This is a genomic window from Telluria sp. B2 (assembly GCF_051789535.1).
GTDB lineage: Bacteria > Pseudomonadota > Gammaproteobacteria > Burkholderiales > Burkholderiaceae_D > Telluria.
On record NZ_CP196525.1, the window covers coordinates 2,865,240 to 2,884,797 of the forward strand.

Genomic DNA, 19,558 nt, shown 5'->3' on the forward strand with positions numbered 1-19,558 from the left:
GGCGAATCGCGGAATGACGCAGGCGGGACCGGAACCTGGCGTACCGAAGCGCAGGCCGGAGGGACCTTGCTTGAGGAGAGTAGCGGCCCCGGTGCACGATGCCGGGATGCGCCGCGCCGCGCGCCAAGGGGCGTCACGGGCGGCGGGGACGTCGGCTTACTTGCCCGGATCCTTCATGTTCGGGAACTGGTCGAATTCCACGTTGTAGGGCTGGCCGTTGACCTTTTCGACCCTGCGCACGTAGACGGTCTGGATGACGTCGCGGGTTGCCGGGTCGATCGTGATCGGGCCGCGCGGGCTGTTGATCTTCATGCCTTTCAGGACCGCCATCGCCTTGTCGCCCTCGATCTTGCCGTTCAGCTTCTGGCTGACCTGGTAGATCGCGTTCATGCCGTCATACGCGGCGACCGCCATGAAGTTCGGGCGTCCGCCCTGCGGGTTGGCGGCGGCGAAGTGCTTCAGGAAGGCGTCGTTCTCGGGCGACTTGTGGGCGGCCGAGTAGTGGAAGGTGGTAATCACGCCGAGGGTGTTGTCGCCCATGGCCGGCAGCACGTGGTCGTCGGTCAGGTCGCCGGTGCCGATCACCTTGACGCCGGCAGCGGCCAGGCCGCGCTCGCGGTAGCCCTTCATGAAGGCGATGCTTTGTTCGCCGGCGGGCACGAAGACGAACACGGCGTCCGGCTTGGCGTCCTTGATGCGCTGGATGAAGGGCGCGAATTCCGGGTTGCGCAGCGGGACGCGGATCGCTTCGACGATCTTGCCGCCGTTTTTCACCAGGCGGTCGCTGAAGGCCTTTTCGGCATCGATGCCGGGGCCGTAGTCGGCCACCACGGTCGCGACGTTCCTGATGTTGTTCTTCAGGGCCCAATCGCCCATCGGCGCCGAGATCTGCGGCAGGGTCATCGAGAAGCGTGCGATGTAGTCCGACTTGGTCGTGATGACCGACGTGGCGGCGTTCATGATGATCATCGGCTTCTTGGCCTGCTGGGCGATCGGCGCCACGGCCAGCGCTTCCGGCGTCAGGCCGAAGCCGGCCAGGAAGTCGACCTTCTCGCGCACCACCAGTTCCTGGGCCAGGCGCTTGGCGATTTCCGGCGAGGGGCCGGTGGTGTCCTTGTAGATCAGCTGGATCTTCTTGCCGGCGACCTTGTCGCCATGCTGGGCCATCCAGGCCTTGATCCCGCCCTGCATCTGCTTGCCGTAGTCGGCGAAGGGGCCCGAGAAGGCGGCGATCACGCCGACCTTGATGGTGTCCTGGGCCTGGGCAGGCAGGGCGAAGGCGCCGGCCACGGCGAGGGCCGCGATGGTCTTGAAAGTCATGCTTGTCTCCTGTTAATTGGTCTGGTGATCAGCCTCGATGCACCTGGGCGGCATCGTGTTGTTGTCGCAACCAGGTCGGCAATCGGCTCAAGCATATTGTTGACAAGGTTCCGTGACAACAATAGTATCGTTTTGGCGTTCGATTAACAACCTCTTGTTCGATAATCGAACGACGTATCGAAATCTGCCCAGTAGCTGATAATAAACCCAAGGAGACAACATGAAGAACATCCTGTCCAGCGCAGCCGCGCTGGTTTGCGGCCTGGCCGCCGCCACGTCCGCCCACGCCCAGACCTCGGTCCAGGTCTACGGTATCGTCGATAGCGGCATTGCCCATCTGACGAACGTCAACAATGCGGGCGATTCCAACACCAAGATTCCCTCGCTGACCAGCTCCTTCCCTTCGCGCATCGGATTCAAGGGCAGCGAGGACCTCGGCGGCGGCCTGCAGGCCTTCTTCGTGCTCGAAAACGGCCTGGCGATGGACACCGGCACCCAGCAGCAGGGCGGCCGCCTGTTCGGCCGGGCCGCCAACGTCGGCCTGAAGGGCGACTGGGGCACGCTGACGCTCGGCCGCCAGCAGAACATGACCTACATCTCGGGCTTGAAGACCGACGTGCTGGGTCCGAACCTGTTTGCCATCGGCAGCATCGACCCCTACCTGCCGAATGCGCGCAGCGACAACGCCATCGGCTACATGGGCAACTTCAGCGGCTTCGTGCTGGGCGCAACCTACAGCTTCGGCCGTGACGCATCCGCCGCGGGCGGTCCGGCCGCCACCAACTGCGCCGGCGAAGTGGCGGGCAATTCCAAGGCCTGCCGCCAGTACACCGGCCTGGTCGGCTACGAAACCAAGCAGTGGGGCCTGAACGCCTCGTACGACCGCCTGTACGGCAATACCGGCGCAGCCGGCGGCCTGACCAGCAGCAACAACGACGACATCCGCACCACCGTCAACGGCTACCTGATGATCGGCCCGACCAAGATCGGCGGCGGCCTGATCGATCGCGAAACGAACGCGATCACCGGCACCACCGAATCGCTGCTGTGGTACCTGGGCGTGAGCCACCCGATCAACAACTTCGTCATCGATGTCCAGGCCGCGGCCCGCAACACGAAGAATTCGGATGACGACGTGACGATGCTGGTGGCGCGCCTGAACTACGCGCTGTCCAAGCGCACCGTGGTCTACACGGCGATCGGCCGCATGGACAACGACGGCAATTCGGCGGTGGCGCTGGATGCCGGCGGCACCGTGGGTGTGGGCAAGACCCAGAATGGCGTCATGGTGGGCCTGCGCCACCACTTCTGAGGAGCGCCGCAAAAACCTTCCATGGCTGCGTTGCCCGGTCTCGCCGTACTAGCGTACTGTCTTCGACCGGGCGCCTTGCCCTGGAAGGTTTGTGCGACGCTCGACACTCTGCCTTTCAGGGCAGGAGCACCGACAGTTCCTGGGCCCCGCGCAGCAGCACCGGCAGGAACTCCTGCTGCATCCGCTCGACGCTGACGCGGCCGGCCTGGGCGCCGACGTTCAGCGCCGCCAGCACCTGGCCCGAGGCGCCGCGCACCGGCACCGAGATCGAGCGCAGGCCCAGTTCCAGTTCCTCGTCGTTGATGGCGTAGCCGTTCTGGCGTACGCCCGCCAGGATCTCGCGCAGGCGCTTCTGCGAGGTCACGGTCTTGTCGGTCAGCGGGCGCAGTTTCGTTTTCGCGAAGTAGGCATTGAGCTCCTCCGGCGGGAGGTGGGCCAGCATCACGCGTCCGAGCGAGGTGCAGTAGGCCGGCAGGCGGCTGCCCGTGTTCAGCGCCACCGACATGACCCGCGTGGCGGCGGCGCGCGCCACGTACAGCACTTCGCCGTCATCCAGCACCGCGAGCGAGCTCGATTCGCCCAGTTCGCGGCTGATGTTGTTCAGGTAGGGCTGGCTCGACACCGTGAGCGGCGTCGACGACAGGTAGGAATAGCCGAGCGTGAGCACCTTCGGGCGCAGCGAGAAGTTGTTGTGCTCGGCGCCGACGTAGCCGAGCTGCTGCAGGGTGTACAGGCAGCGCCGCACGGCCGCGCGCGGGATGCCGGTCTTCTGACTGATCTGGGCGATGGTCTGGGGCTTGCGCGAATCGCTGAAGGCGCGCACCACGGCCAGGCCGCGCGCCAGCGAGGTCATGAAACTGGGGTCGGTCAGGGCGTCGATCTGCTCGGCGATGCTGAGCTCGCGCTCTTCGCCGTTGGCCTCGATTTCCGGGCTGTCGGCCTCGTTTGAAGTGATCGCAGTATTTGTCATGGCGGGATTGTAATGCACGGATGGACGCTTCGATTGGTCTTTTTTCTTGACCTTTCGGCCAGGGTGCCACTACACTTGGTTGGGCGGTAATCAAACATCAGTGCGATTATCGAACAACGGCAACATCATTTCAAGTGCGCCGGCATGGCTGGTCGCACGACAAGGCGGAGACATGATCGACAAAACCTATGAATCGCTGGAACGTGCCGTCGCCGACGTGCACGACGGTGCGACCGTCATGATCGGGGGCTTCGGCAATGCGGGGATGCCCTCGGCACTGATCGATGCCCTCATCGCGCAAGGCGCGCGGGACCTCACCATCGTCAACAACAACGCCGGCAACGGCGACACCGGCCTGGCCGCCTTGCTGGCGGCCAAGCGCGTGCGCAAGATCATCTGCTCCTTCCCGCGCCAGGCCGATTCCCACCATTTCGACGCGCTCTACCGCGCCGGCGAAATCGAACTCGAACTGACCCCGCAGGGCAACCTGGCCGAGCGCATCCGCGCCGCCGGCGCCGGCATTGGCGGCTTCTTCACCCCGACCGGCTACGGCACCCTGCTGGCCGAGGGCAAGGAAACCCGCCTCATCAACGGCCGCCACTACGTGCTGGAGGCGCCGATCCACGCCGACTTTGCCCTCATCAAGGCGCACAAGGGCGACCGCTGGGGCAACCTCGTGTACCGCAAGACCGCGCGCAACTTCGGCCCGATCATGGCGATGGCCGCCAAGGTCACCATTGCCCAGGTAGCCGAGATTGTTCCTCTGGGCGAACTCGACCCCGAGGTGATCGTCACCCCGGGCATTTTTGTGCAGCGCGTCGTGAAGGAGGCAGTATGAGCATCGAACAGCGCTTTACCCGTGACCAGATCGCCGCGCGCGTGGCCCAGGACATCCACGAGGGCGCCTACGTCAACCTCGGCATCGGCCTGCCGACCAAGGTGGCGAATTACCTGCCTGCCGACCGCGAAGTCTTCCTGCACAGCGAGAACGGCCTGCTCGGCATGGGTCCCGCGCCCGCGCCCGGCGAGGAAGACGAGGACCTGATCAACGCCGGCAAGCAGCCGGTGACCCTGCTGACCGGGGGCAGCTACTTCCACCATGGCGATTCCTTCGCCATGATGCGCGGCGGCCACCTCGACATCTGCGTGCTGGGCGCCTTCCAGGTGTCGGAAAAGGGCGACCTGGCCAACTGGCACACGGGCGCGCCGGACGCGATTCCCGCAGTCGGCGGCGCGATGGATCTGGCCATCGGCGCGAAACAGGTGTTCGTGATGATGGACCACCAGACCAAGACCGGCGAAAGCAAGCTCGTGCGCGAGTGCAGCTATCCGCTCACCGGCGTGGCCTGCGTCAACCGCATCTACACCGACCTGGCGGTGATCGATGTCACCCAGGATGGCCTGCGCGTGATCGAGATGGCGCCGGGTCTCACTTTCGAAGAACTTCAGGCTGTAACGGGCGCGCCCTTGTTGGCACCTGTATTGGCCGCCGAACAAGGAGGAAAAGCATGACTGATGCCTACATTTGCGACGCAATCCGCACCCCGATCGGCCGCTACGGCGGCGCGCTGAAGGACGTGCGCGCCGACGACCTCGGCGCCATCCCGCTGCGCGAACTCATGAAGCGTAATCCGGGCGTGGACTGGACCCAGGTCGACGACGTCATCTATGGCTGCGCCAACCAGGCCGGCGAAGACAACCGCAACGTCGCCCACATGTCCTCCCTGCTGGCCGGCCTGCCGGCCGATGTGCCGGGTTCCACCGTGAATCGCCTGTGCGGCTCGGGCATGGACGCGATCGGCATCGCCGCGCGCGCCATCAAGGCCGGCGAAACGCAACTCATGATTGCCGGCGGCGTCGAATCGATGACGCGTGCGCCTTTCGTGATGGGCAAGGCCGAGACCGCGTTCTCGCGCCAGGCCGAGATTTTCGACACCACCATCGGCTGGCGTTTCCCGAACAAGCAGATGAAGCACCTGTACGGCACCGATTCGATGCCGGAGACGGCCGAGAACGTCGCGGTCGATTACAAGGTGTCGCGTGAAGACCAGGACCGCTTCGCGCTGGCGAGCCAGCAGAAGACGGCGCGCGCCTGGAACGAGGGCCTGTTCGCGGAAGAAATCGTCCCCGTGCTGATCCCCCAGAAGAAGGGCGACCACATCCGCTTCGAGCGCGACGAGCATCCACGCGAGACCAGCATCGAGGCCCTGGCCAAGCTGAAGGGTGTGGTGCATCCCGAAGGCAGCGTCACCGCCGGCAATGCCTCGGGCGTGAACGACGGCGCCTGCGCGCTGCTGCTCGCCAGCGGCGAAGCGGCAGCGAAGTATGGCCTGACCCCGCGCGCCCGCATCGTCGGCATGGCCACCGCCGGCGTGCCGCCGCGCGTGATGGGCATCGGCCCGGCGCCGGCTTCCAAGAAGCTGCTGGCCCAGCTCGGATTGAGCATCGGTCAGATGGACATCATCGAGCTCAACGAAGCCTTTGCATCGCAAGCGCTGGCCGTGTTGCGCGAACTCGGCGTTGCCGACGACGATCCAAGGGTGAATCCCTACGGCGGCGGCATCGCCCTCGGCCACCCACTGGGCATGAGCGGCGCCCGCCTGGTGACGACCGCCATGTACCAGCTGCACCGCACCGGCGGCCGTTACGCCCTGTGCACCATGTGCATCGGCGTGGGGCAGGGCATCGCGATGGTCATCGAGCGCGTCTGAAGCCGCCCGGCCATACGATTCATAAGAAGAGAAGCAGGAGACAAACATGCATTATCAACTACACGCACCCGGGAGGCTGCCATGATCGGCAACTTCATCGGCGTGCTCTTCGACGGCATCGCCTACGGCGCCCTGCTGTTCCTGATCAGTGTCGGCCTGTCGGTCACGATGGGCATGATGAACTTCATTAACCTGGCCCACGGCGCCTTCGCCATGGTCGGCGGCTACGTCTGCGTGACCCTGCTCAGCAAGCTGGGCCTGCCTTTCCTGGCGACGCTGCCGCTGGCCTTCGTCGCGGCGGCGGTCGTCGGCCTGGTGCTCGAGCGCACCCTGTACCGCCAATTGTACAAGGCGACCCACCTGGACCAGGTGCTGTTCTCGATCGGCCTGACCTTTATGGCGGTGGCCGGCGCTACCTTTCTCTTTGGCCCGACCCAGCAGCCGGTGCACCTGCCGGACTGGCTGCGCGGCCAGGTCCACGTGCTGGGCCTCGATCTCGGCTCCTACCGCCTGTTCCTGATCGGCGTCGTGATCCTGATTACGCTCGGCCTCTACCTGCTGATCGAGCGCACGCGCTTCGGCGCCCAGATCCGCGCCTCGGTCGACAACCAGACCGCGGCCGAAGGCCTGGGCATCAACGTCAGCCGCGTCTTTTCGCTGACCTTCGCGCTCGGCTCGGGCCTGGCGGGCCTCGGCGGCGGCCTTGGCATCGACGTGCTGGGCCTGGACCCGAGCTTCCCGATCAAGTACATGGTCTACTTCCTGCTGGTGGTCGCCGTCGGCGGCGCCGGTTCCATCAAGGGGCCGCTGATCGCGGCGCTGATCCTGGGCGTATTCGACGTCGCGGGCAAATATTATGTGCCGGAAGTGGGCGCCTTTGTCATCTACACGCTGATGGTCGTGCTCCTGATCCTGTTCCCCTTCGGCCTCGTACGGAGGAAAGCATGAACGCGTATTCCACTTCGGCCATGAAGGCCAAGTCCCAAACCGGCTCGCCGGACGCGCCCGGTGCTTCCATTGACCCCGCAAAGGCTGCCATGAACCACAGCGCACTGCACCTGCCCAACGACCGCTGGAAGCTGATGGAGATCGTCTTCTGGCTGCTGCCGGTCGCCTCCTACTTCTTCTTCCCGGACTACCTGGTGCTGGTCAGCCAGATCATCATCATCGGCCTGTTCGCGATGTCGCTCGACCTGATCCTGGGTTACGCGGGCATCGTCTCGCTCGGCCACGCCGCCTTCTTCGGGCTGGGGGCCTACACCGCCGGCCTGCTGTCGGTGCATGGCTGGGGCGAGCCGATCTCGGGCCTGTTCGCCGCCGCCCTGGTGGCGGGCGTGTTCGGCTTCATCGTCAGCTTCCTCGTCGTGCGCGGCCAGGACCTGGCGCGCCTGATGGTCACCCTCGGCATCGGCCTGATGCTGTTCGAGGCCGCCAACAAGGCGGCCTTCATCACCGGTGGCGTCGACGGCCTGTCGGGCATGGCGATGGACCCGCTGTTCGGCGCCTTCGAGTTCGATTTGTTCGGCAAGACCGCGTTCTGGTACAGCTTCGCCGTGCTCTTCATCCTGTTCGTGGCGATGCGCCGCCTGGTCAATTCTCCCTTCGGCCTGTCGCTGCGCGGCATCCGCGAGGGCGGGCGCCGCATGCCGGCGATCGGCGCCAACGTCGACCGCCGCCTGGTGGCCGTGTTCACCCTGGCCGCCGCGATCGCGGGCGTGGCCGGCGCGCTGCTGGCCCAGACCACGCAGTTCGTGGGCCTGGACGTGCTGGGCTTCCCGCGCTCGGCGGAACTCCTGATCATGCTGGTGCTCGGCGGCACCGGCCGGCTGTACGGCGCCCTGATCGGCGCGGCCGTGTTCATGGTCGCCCAGGATTACATCTCGGGCCTGGACCCGGCCTACTGGCAGTTCTACATCGGCCTGCTGCTGGTGCTGATCGTGCTGTTCGCACGCGGCGGCATCCTGGGCGGACTGGAAAAGATTTTCGCGCGCCTGACGAACAAACAGCAGCGCAAGGAGGCAGCATGACCGAAACCCTGCGTACCGAGGGGCTCTCCAAGCAGTGGGGCGGCTTCAAGGCGAACACCGACATCTCGCTCACTTTCGAGCCCGGCGCGCGCCATGCGCTGATCGGCCCGAACGGCGCCGGCAAGACCACCTTCATCAACCTGCTGACCGGCGGCTTCCCGCCGAGCAGCGGCAAGGTCTGGCTGGGCAACGAGGACATCACGAAGCTGGCGCAGCACGAACGCGTCAAGCGCGGCATGACGCGCACCTTCCAGATCAACACCCTGTTCGCCGGCATGACGGTGCTCGAATCGGTGATGCTGGCGATCTGCGAACGCCGCGGCCTGCAGAAGGTGTGGTGGAAGACGGTGGCGAATCACGCCGACGTGGTCGAGGAAGCGATGGCCCTGCTGGCCACCCTGAAGCTCACGAAGGAAGCCAACAGCATCACGCGCAGCATGGCCTACGGCAAGCAGCGCCTGGTGGAGATCGCCCTGGCCCTGGCCACGAAACCGAAGATCCTGCTGCTGGACGAGCCGGCGGCCGGCATCCCCTCGGCCGAGAGCCGCGAACTGTTCGAGGTCATCGCCGGTCTGCCGCGCGACGTGACCGTGCTCTTCATCGAGCACGACATGGGCCTGGTGTTCCGCTTCGCCGACCGCATCACCGTGCTGGTGGGCGGCAAGGTGCTGACCGAAGGGACGCCCGAAGAAATCGCGGCCGATCCGCGCGTGAAGGAAGTGTATCTGGGGGAGGCCGAACATGCCTGAACTGCTGGCTTTGGACAAGGTCACCGCCGGCTATGGCGAGTCGATCGTACTGGAAGACGTCTCGTTCACGATGAACGAGGGCGACAGCCTGGCCCTCTTGGGCCGCAACGGCGTCGGCAAGACCAGCCTCCTGGTGACGCTGATGGGCCTGACGCGCCTGCACAAGGGGAGTATCCGCTGGGCCGGCGGCGACATCGCGCGCGTGCCGACCTGGAAGCGTTCGCGCGTGGGCCTGGGCTGGGTGCCGCAGGAGCGCCACATGTTCCCCTCGCTCACCGTCGAGGAGCACCTGACGGTGGTGGCGCGCCCGGGACCCTGGAACCTGGCCAAGATCTACGAGATCTTCCCGCGCCTGCAGGAACGCCGCAACAACATGGGCAACCAGCTCTCGGGCGGCGAGCAGCAGATGCTGGCCATCGCCCGCGCCCTGATGACCAACCCGCGCATCCTGCTGCTGGACGAGCCGATGGAAGGCCTGGCGCCCATCATCGTGCAGGAACTGGTGCGCGTGATCCGCCGCCTGGTGGCGGACGAAGGCATGTCGGTGATCGTGGTCGAGCAGCACGCGCGCCTGGCGCTGTCGCTGACCTCGCGCGCCATCGTGCTCGACCGCGGGCGCATCGTGCACGATTCGGATTCGGCCAGTTTGCTGGCCGATGGAGAAAAGCTCGACCGGCTCGTGGCCGTCGCGTAACGTAGGGTGGGCGCTTCGTGCCCACGCGTGACGCATGAACATTGTTGACGGCATCAGGACGGCAGAAAACACGCCGACGTTGAGCGCAGTTCACGCGTGGGCACAGGGGCGCCCACCCTACGGGCACCATGCTTTATCAGCTTTCGCTACGCCCACCGATGGGCACACATATAAAAACGAGGAGACAAGATGTCTGAACTGAACACCACCCGCCGCACCATCCTGCTCGGCGCCGCCGTGCTCTCCGCCGGCCTGGCCTCCAGCGTCGCCAACGCCGCCGAGCCCCTGAAGGTCGGCCTCATCGTCCCGATGTCCGGCCCCTTCGCCTCGACCGGCAAGCAGGTCGACGCCGCCGTCAAGCTCTTCCTCCAGCAGAACGGCAACACGGTCGCCGGCCGCCAGGTGCAGGTGATCCTGAAGGACGACGGCGGCGTGTCGCCGGACGTCACCAAGCGCCTGGCCCAGGAACTGGTCGCGCGCGACAAGGTGCAGGTGCTGGCCGGCTTCGGCCTGACCCCGCTGGCCTTTGCCGCCGCGCCGGTCGCCACGCAGGCCAAGGTGCCGATGATCGTCATGAACGCCGCCACCTCGGTGATCCCCCAGCGCTCGCCCTACATCGTGAGGAGCGGTTTCACGCTGGCCCAGGTCACCGCGCCGATGGCCCAGTGGGCGGCGAAGAACAACATCAAGTCGGTAGTTACCTTTGTCTCCGACTACGGCCCCGGCATCGACGCCGAGAAGGTCTTCGTCAAGGACTTCACCAAGGCCGGCGGAAAGATCGTCGCGACGCTGCGCGCGCCGCTGCGCAACCCCGACTACGCGCCTTTCCTGGCGCGCGTGAAGGACGCCAAGCCCGACGCCGTGTTCGTCTTCGTGCCTTCGGGCGAGGGCGCCGCCGTGCTGAAGCAGTTCACCGACCGCGGCCTGGCCGCCGCCGGCGTCAAGCTGATCGCCACCGGCGACGTGCTCGACGACGACCTGATGCCGTCGATCGGCAACGCCGCGCTGGGCGTGGTCAGCAGCCACCACTATTCGGCGGCCCACCCGTCGCCGGAGAACAAGGCCTTCGTTGCCGCCTTCACCAAGGCCAACAAGGGCATGCGCCCGAACTTCCACGCGGTCGGCGCCTACGACGGCATGCAGTTGCTGTATGCCGCCCTGAAGAAGACCAACGGCGACAGCACCGGTCCGAAGCTGGTCGAAGCGATGAAGGGCATGGCGTGGAACAGCGTGCGCGGCCCGGTCAGCATCGACCCGGCCACCCGCGACATCGTGCAGACCGTGTACATCCGCAAGGCCGAGCAGGTCGACGGCGGCATCTACAACGTCGAGTTCGACAAGGTCGAGAAGTTCAAGGACCCGGGCGTGGAGTAAGGAGCAGTCTTCGGGCTCTTATCACCGGAGCCCGGAGCGCTTCCCGTAGGGTGGGCACTTGTGCCCACGCGGATTCAACCTGCCGATAGCAGCACAGGCAACAGCCCCACGTGCGTGTGCGAACGATCTCTGGTGACGACGCCAGTGATCACAAGGTGATACCGCGTGGGCACAGGTGCCCACCCTACGAAAACCGCGACGCCTCGTGGCCGGAAGATTCACGCCCCCCGCGCCACCTTCAACGCCAGCGGCGCCCGGCTCTGCTCGTTATTCTCCCTGACCAATTTCGCCAGCAGCGCCATGAACTGCGCCTGCTCGGCCTCGCTCAGCGGCGCCAGCAATCGATCGCGCAAGCGCTGCGCTCCCGGCACCAGCGCACGCAGCAGCCGCGTGCCCTCCGGCGTGATGTGCAAGGCCCGCTGGCGCCGGTTGTGGGGCAGGACTCTGCGTGAAAGCAGCCCCTTCTCCTCGAGCCGGGCGCAGACGGTGGCCCCGGTCGAGGTATCGATCGCCGCCAAGCCCGCCAGCGACACCTGGTCGATGCCCGGATGCTCGGCCAGCCGGCTCAGGATCGCATACTGCACGGGCGTGAGTTCGTCGCCCATCTCGTCGTAAAACAAGGACACCGAAATCTGCTGCGCGCGACGCAGCAAGTGCCCGGGGTGTTCGTACAAATCGAGCATCGAGCCCTGACTGTCGCGTGCATTTTCTGTCGGCATATTTCTTATCGATACGTGGTGCGGTGCACCATCAAAAAAGTTCGAAAACCCAGTTTACTTTGTCCTGCAAACGCGTGATACTTTTTTAAACATTCAGTGTACTGAATATTAAGCTCATAAATTATAGGAGACAAGGATGTTCCCCAAAAACGCTTGGTACGTTGCCTGCACCCCCGACGAAATCGAAGGCAAACCCCTGGGCCGCCAGATCTGCGGCGAGAAGATCGTGTTCTACCGCGGTGAGAAAGGCAAGGTGGCGGCGGTCGAAGACTTCTGCCCGCACCGCGGCGCGCCGCTCTCGCTCGGCTTCGTCCGCGACGGCAACCTGGTCTGCGGCTACCACGGCCTGGAAATGGGCTGCGAAGGCAAGGCCATCAGCATGCCTGGCCAGCGCGTGCGCGGCTTCCCCTGCATCCGCAGCTATGCGGTGGAAGAGCGCTACGGCTTCATTTGGGTCTGGCCGGGCGACAAGGCGCTCGCCGATCCGGCCACCATCCACCACCTCGAGTGGGCCGACAATCCCGAGTGGGCCTACGGCGGCGGTCTGTACCACATCAACTGCGACTACCGCCTGATGGTCGACAACCTGATGGACCTGACCCACGAGACCTATGTGCACGCGTCCTCGATCGGCCAGAAGGAGATCGACGAGGCGCCGGTGACGACGAAGCTGGAAGGGGAGCAGGTCGTGACCAGCCGCTTCATGGAGAACATCATGCCGCCGCCGTTCTGGCAGGCGGCCCTGCGCGGCAACGGCCTGGCCGACGACGTCCCGGTCGACCGCTGGCAGATCTGCCGCTTCAACGCGCCCAGCCACGTGATGATCGAAGTCGGCGTCGCCCACGCGGGCAAGGGCGGGTACAACGCGCCTGCCGAATACAAGGCGTCTTCCATCGTGGTCGACTTCATCACGCCGGAGACCGAGACCTCGCACTGGTACTTCTGGGGCATGGCGCGCAACTTCAAGCCGCAGGACGCCGAGCTGACCAAGACCATCCGCGAAGGCCAGGGCAAGATCTTCAGCGAAGACCGCGAGATGCTGGAACTGCAGCAGCAGAACATCCTGCGCCATCCGGACCGCAAGCTCCTGATGCTGAATATCGACGCCGGCGGCGTGCAGTCGCGCCGCATCATCGACCAGTGGCTGGCGCGGGAGCAGCAGCAACAGCAGCCGCAACAACAGCAGCAGGGGGCCGTGGCATGAGCACGATCGAGGTGAAGGTCGCGAACCGGACCTGCGAGGCCGACGGCATCTGCAGCTACGAGCTGGTGCGCACGGACGGGCAAGCCCTGCCGCCTTTCGAGGCCGGCGCCCACATCGACGTGCACCTGGCCGGCAACCTGGTGCGCCAGTATTCGCTCTGCAATGCGCCGGGCGAAACCCACCGCTACCTGATCGGCGTGCTGCGCGACACCGATTCGCGCGGCGGCTCCCAGGCCATGCACGACCACGTCGACCTGGGTTCGGTCCTGCAGATCAGCGAGCCGAAGAACCACTTCCCGCTGGTCGAGGCCAAGCGCACGCTGCTGCTGGCCGGCGGCATCGGCGTCACGCCGATCCTGGCGATGGCCGAGACGCTGGCGGCGAGAGGCGCCGCCTTCGAGATGCACTACTGCGCGCGTTCGCCGGAAAAGGCGGCGTTCAAAGAGCGCCTGGCCGGCTGCGGTTTCGCGGCGCAGGTGCAGTTCCACTACGACAGCGGCGAGGCCGCGCAAAAGCTCGACCTGCCCGCGCTGCTGGCCGCGCCGGAGCCCGACACCCACGTCTACGTCTGCGGCCCGCAGGGCTTCATCGACTATGTGCTGGGCACTGCCAGGGCCCAGGGCTGGCCGCCAGCCCAGCTGCACGTCGAATACTTCAGCGCGGCGGCGGTGGACACGAGCGGCGACCAGGCCTTCGACGTCAAGCTGGCCTCCAGCGGCAAGGTCGTGACCGTCCCGGCCGGGAAGACCGTCATCAAGGTGCTGGAAGAGCAGGGCGTCGTGATTCCCTATTCGTGCGAGGAAGGCGTCTGCGGCACCTGCCTGACGCGGGTGCTGGAAGGCGTGCCCGACCACCGCGACATGTACCTGACCGAGGAAGAGCAGGCGGCGAACGACCAGTTCACGCCCTGCTGTTCGCGTGCGAAGACGCCGTTGCTGGTGCTGGATCTGTAAGCGACGACCGTAGGGTGGGCACGGAGTGCCCACGCGTTACGTGCGCGACCTTGCACCCGCGACGGAGAGTCATCGCCCGCAAACATATGCGACTACGATGACGGGATTGCAGGCTAGGGCACAGCGCTGTTCGGGCGCCGGCGTCCCCGGCCCACGCTTGCGAGCGGCCGGCATACGCCAACGGAAGTGGACAGGCGCGTACCGCGTGGGCACGGAGTGCCCACCCTACGCCGGCCGTGTTGCGGTACCCGCGCCGCGCGTGACGTGCAGCATCCGGCTCGGCGCGCGCACCCTGGCGGTATGCCAGACGCCGCGCGGCACCACCACCGCGCCGCTGCCTTCCAGTGCCACCGTGACGATTTCGCCGCCCTGGTCGAGCAGCAGGTCGACCGCGCCGGATAGCAGGTAGACGAACTCGTCGCCTTCCGGATGCATTTCCCAGGTCGGCCAGTCGCGCGTGCAGTCGTACTCGCTGATCAGCCAGCCTTTGCCGTACTGCGCGATCTCGGAAGCGGGCAACTGCCAGAAGCTGTCGCCCGCGACTTCCTGTGCCTTGCCGTCCTCGGCGAGGTGGATATAGGTCTGCCTGGGATGAAGGACCATGGGGACTCCTGTGCCGACGGGAAGAAGTCCCTCATCCTATCATTACGAGCGGCGTGTCAGAGCCCGTCGATGAACGCTTCGACCGCTTGGCCGAAGGCCGCCGGCTGCTCGATCGCGCTCAGGTGCGAGGCCTCAGGCAGCACCACGAGGCGGGCGCCTGGAATGGCGTCGGCCAGGGTCTGGGCCATCGCCACCGGCGTGCCCTGGTCGAGCTCGCCGGCGATGACCAGGGTCGGTGCCTTCAGCTGCGCCAGGCGCGCGGTGGTGTCGACCTGGCCGACGGCATTGCAGCAGCCCACATAGCCGACCGGATCGGTGCTGACGACACGGCGCCGGAAGCGCGCCACGGTTGCCGGCTTCTGGGTCCGGAAGCCATCGTGGAAGTAGCGCCCCATGACCGCATCGGCGATCGCTTCGATGCCCTGTTCGCGCACGGTGGCGATGCGCTGCTCCCAGACGGCGCGCGCCGCCTCCGGATAGCCGCTCGTGGTATTGGCCAGCACCAGGGCCCGGACCAGGGACGGATGGCGCAGGGCCAGCTCCTGGCCGACCATGCCGCCCATCGACAGGCCGACCCAGACCACCGGTCCGGTATCGAGTTCGCGCAGCAGGCGCGCGGCGTCGTCGGCCAGGTCCATCATCGAATACATGGCGTCGGGCGAATCGGAGCTGCCATGGCCGCGGTGGTCGTAGGCGATCACGCGGCAGTCCTGGGCCAGCGCGTTGGCCAGCGCATCCCACATCGTCAGGTCGCAGCCCAGCGCATGGCTGAGGACCACGGTGTGGCGCGGCGCCTTGCCGCTCCTCGGTTCGCGCACGCTGTAGTGCAGCACCGGGCTGCTTTGCGTACGGCCTTCGCGGCCGATGCCGGTGTGGGCCGCGTCGGCAGGCGCGGCCGGTTCCAGCGTGTAGCCGATCTGCCCGCCCACCTCGCGCAGGATCTGCAGCGTGTGCGTGAAGGCGGTGTTCGCGGCCGGCACGCCGGCGTAGATCGCCGACTGCATCAGGATTTCCTTGATCTCGTCGGGCGTGAGGCGGCTGCCGTCCTCGCCCAGCAGGGCGGCGCGTACGTGCAGCTCGAATTCTTCCCAGCGTCCGAGGGCGATGGTGATAGCCAGGACGATCGCGCGCCGGGTCTTGTGGTCCAGGCCCGGGCGGCCCCAGATCTCGTTCCAGGCGTAGCGGGTGATGAAGTTCTGGAAGTCGGCGTTGAAGCCGGTGGCCTTGTCCAGCGAACGGTCGACCCAGGCGTCGCCGAGCACGTTGCGGCGGTTCTGCAGGCCGCGTTCGAAGTCATGGTCCAGGGGATCGAAACTCATACGTGTGATCTACTCGTAAAAAGGGTGGGTGGAGCCGAATGTGGCCATGCTCGCGCGCAGGGCCTGCAACTGGCCTTCGGCGAGACGGCGCGCCGGCGCGGCGGCGGTATACGGATCGAACAGGGAGGCCAACTGCTTCGGATCGACATGCGCGGACAGGCTGGCGTCGGCCTGCACGGCCTCCAGCAGCAGGACGTCCAGGCTGCGGCTGCCGCCGGCGGCGCGTCCGCTCAGGTCCTCGAGCAGGGCGTGCGCCTTCGGACGGCCGATGGCGCCGGCGAGGTAGCTCGAGGCGGCTTCCGCGAACACCAGGCCATGCAGGGAGGCGATATTGCCCAGCATGCGTTCGCGGTCGACCTTCAGGCCGGCCAAGGCTTCGTCCAGGGCGCGCAGGGCGCCGTGGGCCGACAGGAAGAGGTTCGGCCACTCGGCCAGCTCGGCCTGCCAGTTGCCCAGGCCCCGCTCGTGTTCCTGGTTCATGCAGGCGAGCAGGGCGGCCGCATGCTGGGGCGTGCGGCGCGAGGCCGCGATGGTGATCATCGAGGACACCGGATTGCGCTTGTGCGGCATGGCTGAAGAACCGCCACGCCCGCCGCCCGAGGGCTCGGCCAGCTCGGCGACTTCGCCCTGGGCCATCAGGCTCAGGTCGGTCGCGAGCTTGCCCAGGCTGCCGGTCAGGACCGCCACCTCCATGCCGAGGCGCACCCACTCGTCGCGCTGGGTATGCCAGGTGGCGTCCGCCACCTTCAGGCGCAGTTCGCCGGCCATGCGCCCGGCCACGGCCGCGCCGCGTTCGCCCATGACCGACAGCGTGCCCACGGCGCCGCCCAGCTGCAGTTGCAGCGCGCGTGCCGCCGCGGCCCGGATCTGCGCCCGTGCGCGCACCAGCGGCGCGAGCCAGCCGGCGGCCTTGAAGCCGAAACTGGTCACCTGGGCCGGCTGCATCAGCGTGCGCGCCAGTACCGGCGTTGCCAGGTGGCTTTCCGCCAGCCGCAGCAGGTGGCCGCACAGGTCGTGCAGGCCGTCGTCGAGCAACTGCAGGGCGTCGCGCGTGACCAGCACCATCGCGGTGTCGATCACGTCCTGGCTGGTGCTGCCCCAATGGACGTGGCGGGACGCCTCCTCGTCGTAGAGGGCGACGGTGCGGGTCAGCTCCTTGACCAGGGGGATGGCCAGGCTGCCCGCGCGCCGGCCCGCGACAATCAGGGCCGGGATGTCGTAGAGCTCGGCCTTGCACACGCCGGCGATCGCGGCGGCGGCCTCTTTCGGGATCAGGCCCTCCGCGGCCTGGGCCTGGGCGAGGGCCTGCTCGAAGCGGAACATGGCCTGCACGACCGCCGCGTCGTCGAAGGCGGCGATCATGTCCGTCGTGGTCAGGAAACTGTCGAAGATCGAAACGCTCACGCAAAGCTCCTGTTCTGTACCGCTTACGCGTAGTCGAAGAAGACCGTTTCCTTCTCGGTCTGCATCCAGATGTCCCAATGATACTGTCCATCCCCGGTCTTGCGCGCCAGCAGGGTGGCGCGGCGCGCCTGCGGCACCTGGTTCAGGATGGTCGATTCGGAAAGACCCGTGTCGTCCTCGAGGAAGACGGCGGTGAACTGGTGCTTGACCAGGCCGCGCGCGAACACGGTCACGTACATGACCGGCTCGCCGCGCGTGGCCGGCTGGGGCAGCGGGATGCGCATGCTGAATTCGCCGTCGGCGCCGCTGGGCGTGCGGCGGAAGCCCGGGATCAGGTGCTCGGGCTCGAGCGCGGCGCCTGCCGGTGTCCAGGCTTCGATCTGGGCGTCGTTGATCGGGTTGCCGTCGCCGTCGTAGATGACGCCGCTGACCAGGATGCTCGGGCCGTCGATCTTCTGGGCGCCGGGCGCCGAGGCGTCGGACGCCCATTTCCAGGCTTCGTGCGAGAACGGGCCGATGGTTTGCGAGGTGGTGATGTTGCTCGATTCGTTGGTCATGGCGTTCTCCTTACAGGCCCATCGGCGTGGCGTTGCGTCCGCGCAGGACGATATCGAATTCGTAGCCGAGCATTTCGCTGCCGACCGTGTGTTCCAGGCTGAAGCGCGCGATCAGGCGCTGGCGCGCGGCCTCGTCGGGCACGCTCTGGAAGATCGGGTCGTAGTCGAACAGCGGGTCGCTCGGGAAGTACATCTGGGTCACCAGGCGCTGGGCATACACATTGCCGAACAGCGAGAAGTGGATGTGGGCCGGACGCCAGGCCTTGTCGTGGTTGCCCCATGGGTAGGGGCCGGGCTTGATGGTGACGAAACGGTAGCGGCCGTCGTCGTCGGTCAGCATCTTGCCCAGGCCGTGGAAGTTCGGGTCGAGCGGGGCGGCGTGCTGGTCGCGGCTGTGCCAGTAGCGGCCGGCCGAGTTGGCCTGCCAGACTTCGATCAGCGAGTTGCGCACCGGCTTGCCGTCCTCGTCGACGACGCGTCCGGTGACGACGATCTTCTCGCCCAGCGGCTCGGATTCGCCGTGCACGGTGAGGTCGGCGTCGTTCGGCAGCAGGATGCGCGGGGCGGCGACAATGTTCTGCGTCACCGGCACCGGCGCCTCGATGCGCAGGTTCGGCTGCAGGGGGCCGCGCTTGACGGTGGATTTGTAGGCGGGGTAGATCAGTTCCGGCCAGATGCCCGGCTCGATGGTGTCGAATTTCACGGCGTGTCTCCTTGGTTTGGATTGTGCGATGCCGAAAAATGGTAGGGCGTTCGTCAGACCGCCACAAGCATTGGAAGTGCCGAGGCATTCGCTGTGCGCACGAAGTGTGCGATACTCGCACAAATCCTTGAGTTTTTGCTTACATGAGTCTGGAAAACGACGCAGCACCGGATCTTCCCGCCGAACGCGACCTCGTCGCCGGCCTGGAAAAAGGCCTGAAAGTGATCGAAGCCTTCGACCAGGAGCGCTCGCGCCTGACGATAGCCGAGGTGGCCGAAGCGACCGGCCTGACGCGCGCCGCCGCCCGCCGCTACCTGATCACGCTGACCCACCTCGGCTACATGCGCCACGAGAACAAGCTGTTCTCCCTGACGCCGGCCGTGCTGCGCCTGGGCCAGTCCTACCTGCATTCGGCGCGCCTGCCGCGCATCGTCCAGCCCCTGCTGTACCGGCTGGCGTATTCGCTGGGCGAGGCCGCCTCGGTCGGCGTGCTGGACCACGACCAGCTGGTCTGCGTGGCGGCGGTCAGCGCCGGCCAACTGGTGTCGGCCACCCTGCAGCCGGGCACCCGCGTGCCCGCGTATTGCACGGCGAACGGACGCATGCTGCTGGCCAGCCTGCCGCAGGAACAGATCGCGGGTTTCCTGGAGCGCGCCGCGCCCGAGCAGATCACCCAGCACACCATCGTCAACAGGGAGCGCCTGGCGCTCGAGATCGCGCGTGCCCGTTCGCAGGGTTATGCGCTGGTCGACCAGGAACTGGAACTGGGACTGCGCACGGTGGCGGTCCCGCTGCGTAACTTCCGCGGCGAGGTGGTGGCGGCGATGAATGTGAGCGTGCATGCCGGACGGCTGCCGGTGGAGCAGATGGTGGAGCGGTGCTTGCCGGCGATGATCAAGATCCAGGTGGAGCTGGGGGCGCTGCTCTAGCGAGGCGAGG

Annotated in this window: 20 protein-coding genes; 12 read left to right on the forward strand and 8 right to left on the reverse strand. The window is 66.5% G+C overall.

The window, feature by feature from the left end; translation table 11 throughout:
• Window positions 1-156 precede the first annotated feature (156 nt).
• On the reverse strand, window positions 157-1,320 hold the full coding sequence (locus ACSUZJ_RS12725; RefSeq protein ID WP_499408638.1) for an ABC transporter substrate-binding protein: 1,164 nt from the start codon (window positions 1,318-1,320) through the stop codon (window positions 157-159).
• A 220-nt stretch (window positions 1,321-1,540) separates the two neighbouring features.
• Here ACSUZJ_RS12725 and ACSUZJ_RS12730 point away from each other — a divergent pair, with 220 nt between their 5' ends.
• The gene (locus ACSUZJ_RS12730) at window positions 1,541-2,632 is read left to right on the forward strand and encodes a porin (protein WP_499408640.1); all 1,092 of its coding nucleotides are present in this window, start codon (window positions 1,541-1,543) and stop codon (window positions 2,630-2,632) included.
• Window positions 2,633-2,747: 115 nt separating this feature from the next.
• Here the strand turns inward: ACSUZJ_RS12730 and ACSUZJ_RS12735 are convergent, their stop codons facing one another.
• The gene (locus ACSUZJ_RS12735) at window positions 2,748-3,602 is read right to left on the reverse strand and encodes an IclR family transcriptional regulator domain-containing protein (RefSeq protein WP_499408642.1); all 855 of its coding nucleotides are present in this window, start codon (window positions 3,600-3,602) and stop codon (window positions 2,748-2,750) included.
• A gap of 172 nt (window positions 3,603-3,774) precedes the next feature.
• On the opposite strand from ACSUZJ_RS12735, the gene ACSUZJ_RS12740 reads away from it, so the two are divergent.
• The 8 genes from ACSUZJ_RS12740 (at window position 3,775) to ACSUZJ_RS12775 (ending at window position 11,157) form a co-directional block, all read left to right on the forward strand.
• Window positions 3,775-4,440, forward strand: a complete 666-nt coding sequence (locus ACSUZJ_RS12740) for a 3-oxoacid CoA-transferase subunit A (protein ID WP_499408644.1) — start codon at window positions 3,775-3,777, stop codon at window positions 4,438-4,440.
• On the forward strand, window positions 4,437-5,114 hold the full coding sequence (locus ACSUZJ_RS12745; protein ID WP_499408646.1) for a CoA transferase subunit B: 678 nt from the start codon (window positions 4,437-4,439) through the stop codon (window positions 5,112-5,114). Before ACSUZJ_RS12740 ends, ACSUZJ_RS12745 begins: the two co-directional genes overlap by 4 nt.
• Window positions 5,111-6,313 (forward strand): 3-oxoadipyl-CoA thiolase, encoded by a 1,203-nt coding sequence (gene pcaF, locus ACSUZJ_RS12750; protein WP_499408648.1) that lies wholly within the window; start codon window positions 5,111-5,113, stop codon window positions 6,311-6,313. The genes ACSUZJ_RS12745 and pcaF overlap by 4 nt, the downstream gene beginning before the upstream one ends.
• An 81-nt stretch (window positions 6,314-6,394) precedes the next feature.
• Window positions 6,395-7,261 carry a branched-chain amino acid ABC transporter permease gene (locus tag ACSUZJ_RS12755; protein WP_499408650.1) on the forward strand — a complete coding sequence of 289 codons (867 nt, stop codon included), beginning with the start codon at window positions 6,395-6,397 and terminating at the stop codon, window positions 7,259-7,261.
• 89 nt (window positions 7,262-7,350) lie between these two features.
• Window positions 7,351-8,340, forward strand: a complete 990-nt coding sequence (locus ACSUZJ_RS12760; protein ID WP_499416532.1) for a branched-chain amino acid ABC transporter permease — start codon at window positions 7,351-7,353, stop codon at window positions 8,338-8,340.
• Complete coding sequence (locus ACSUZJ_RS12765; protein ID WP_499408652.1) at window positions 8,337-9,089, forward strand: ABC transporter ATP-binding protein; 753 nt, start codon at window positions 8,337-8,339, stop codon at window positions 9,087-9,089. The genes ACSUZJ_RS12760 and ACSUZJ_RS12765 overlap by 4 nt, the downstream gene beginning before the upstream one ends.
• Entirely contained in the window at window positions 9,082-9,783 is a 702-nt protein-coding gene (locus ACSUZJ_RS12770; RefSeq protein WP_499408654.1) for an ABC transporter ATP-binding protein, read from the forward strand. The genes ACSUZJ_RS12765 and ACSUZJ_RS12770 overlap by 8 nt, the downstream gene beginning before the upstream one ends.
• Window positions 9,784-9,972: 189 nt before the next feature.
• The gene (locus tag ACSUZJ_RS12775) at window positions 9,973-11,157 is read left to right on the forward strand and encodes an ABC transporter substrate-binding protein (protein WP_499408656.1); all 1,185 of its coding nucleotides are present in this window, start codon (window positions 9,973-9,975) and stop codon (window positions 11,155-11,157) included.
• Between the two features lie 218 nt (window positions 11,158-11,375).
• Here ACSUZJ_RS12775 and ACSUZJ_RS12780 read toward each other — a convergent pair whose 3' ends face one another.
• Window positions 11,376-11,876 carry a MarR family winged helix-turn-helix transcriptional regulator gene (locus tag ACSUZJ_RS12780; protein ID WP_499408658.1) on the reverse strand — a complete coding sequence of 167 codons (501 nt, stop codon included), beginning with the start codon at window positions 11,874-11,876 and terminating at the stop codon, window positions 11,376-11,378.
• Window positions 11,877-12,012: 136 nt separating this feature from the next.
• On the opposite strand from ACSUZJ_RS12780, the gene ACSUZJ_RS12785 reads away from it, so the two are divergent.
• Both ACSUZJ_RS12785 and ACSUZJ_RS12790 read left to right on the forward strand, forming a co-directional pair.
• Window positions 12,013-13,080: an aromatic ring-hydroxylating dioxygenase subunit alpha gene (locus ACSUZJ_RS12785; RefSeq protein ID WP_499408660.1), complete on the forward strand. Its 1,068-nt coding sequence runs from the start codon at window positions 12,013-12,015 to the stop codon at window positions 13,078-13,080.
• Window positions 13,077-14,033 (forward strand): PDR/VanB family oxidoreductase, encoded by a 957-nt coding sequence (locus tag ACSUZJ_RS12790; RefSeq protein ID WP_499408662.1) that lies wholly within the window; start codon window positions 13,077-13,079, stop codon window positions 14,031-14,033. Before ACSUZJ_RS12785 ends, ACSUZJ_RS12790 begins: the two co-directional genes overlap by 4 nt.
• A 225-nt stretch (window positions 14,034-14,258) precedes the next feature.
• On the opposite strand, the gene ACSUZJ_RS12795 is transcribed toward ACSUZJ_RS12790, so the two are convergent.
• Genes ACSUZJ_RS12795 through pcaH form a run of 5 tightly spaced genes read right to left on the reverse strand, consistent with a single transcriptional unit; the run spans window position 14,259 to window position 18,619 of the window.
• A complete protein-coding gene (locus ACSUZJ_RS12795) occupies window positions 14,259-14,636 on the reverse strand; it encodes a cupin domain-containing protein (RefSeq protein ID WP_499408664.1) in 378 nt (125 codons plus the stop codon).
• Between the two features lie 56 nt (window positions 14,637-14,692).
• A complete protein-coding gene (gene pcaCD / locus ACSUZJ_RS12800; RefSeq protein WP_499408666.1) occupies window positions 14,693-15,955 on the reverse strand; it encodes a bifunctional 4-carboxymuconolactone decarboxylase/3-oxoadipate enol-lactonase PcaCD in 1,263 nt (420 codons plus the stop codon).
• A gap of 9 nt (window positions 15,956-15,964) precedes the next feature.
• A complete protein-coding gene (gene pcaB, locus ACSUZJ_RS12805) occupies window positions 15,965-17,359 on the reverse strand; it encodes a 3-carboxy-cis,cis-muconate cycloisomerase (RefSeq protein WP_499408668.1) in 1,395 nt (464 codons plus the stop codon).
• Window positions 17,360-17,382: 23 nt separating this feature from the next.
• The gene (locus ACSUZJ_RS12810; protein ID WP_499408670.1) at window positions 17,383-17,916 is read right to left on the reverse strand and encodes a peptidase associated/transthyretin-like domain-containing protein; all 534 of its coding nucleotides are present in this window, start codon (window positions 17,914-17,916) and stop codon (window positions 17,383-17,385) included.
• Between the two features lie 10 nt (window positions 17,917-17,926).
• Window positions 17,927-18,619, reverse strand: coding sequence for a protocatechuate 3,4-dioxygenase subunit beta (gene pcaH / locus ACSUZJ_RS12815; RefSeq protein WP_499408672.1), 693 nt, complete (start codon window positions 18,617-18,619; stop codon window positions 17,927-17,929).
• Window positions 18,620-18,762: 143 nt separating this feature from the next.
• Here pcaH and ACSUZJ_RS12820 point away from each other — a divergent pair, with 143 nt between their 5' ends.
• Window positions 18,763-19,548, forward strand: coding sequence for an IclR family transcriptional regulator domain-containing protein (locus ACSUZJ_RS12820; protein WP_499408674.1), 786 nt, complete (start codon window positions 18,763-18,765; stop codon window positions 19,546-19,548).
• Window positions 19,549-19,558: the final 10 nt, after the last annotated feature.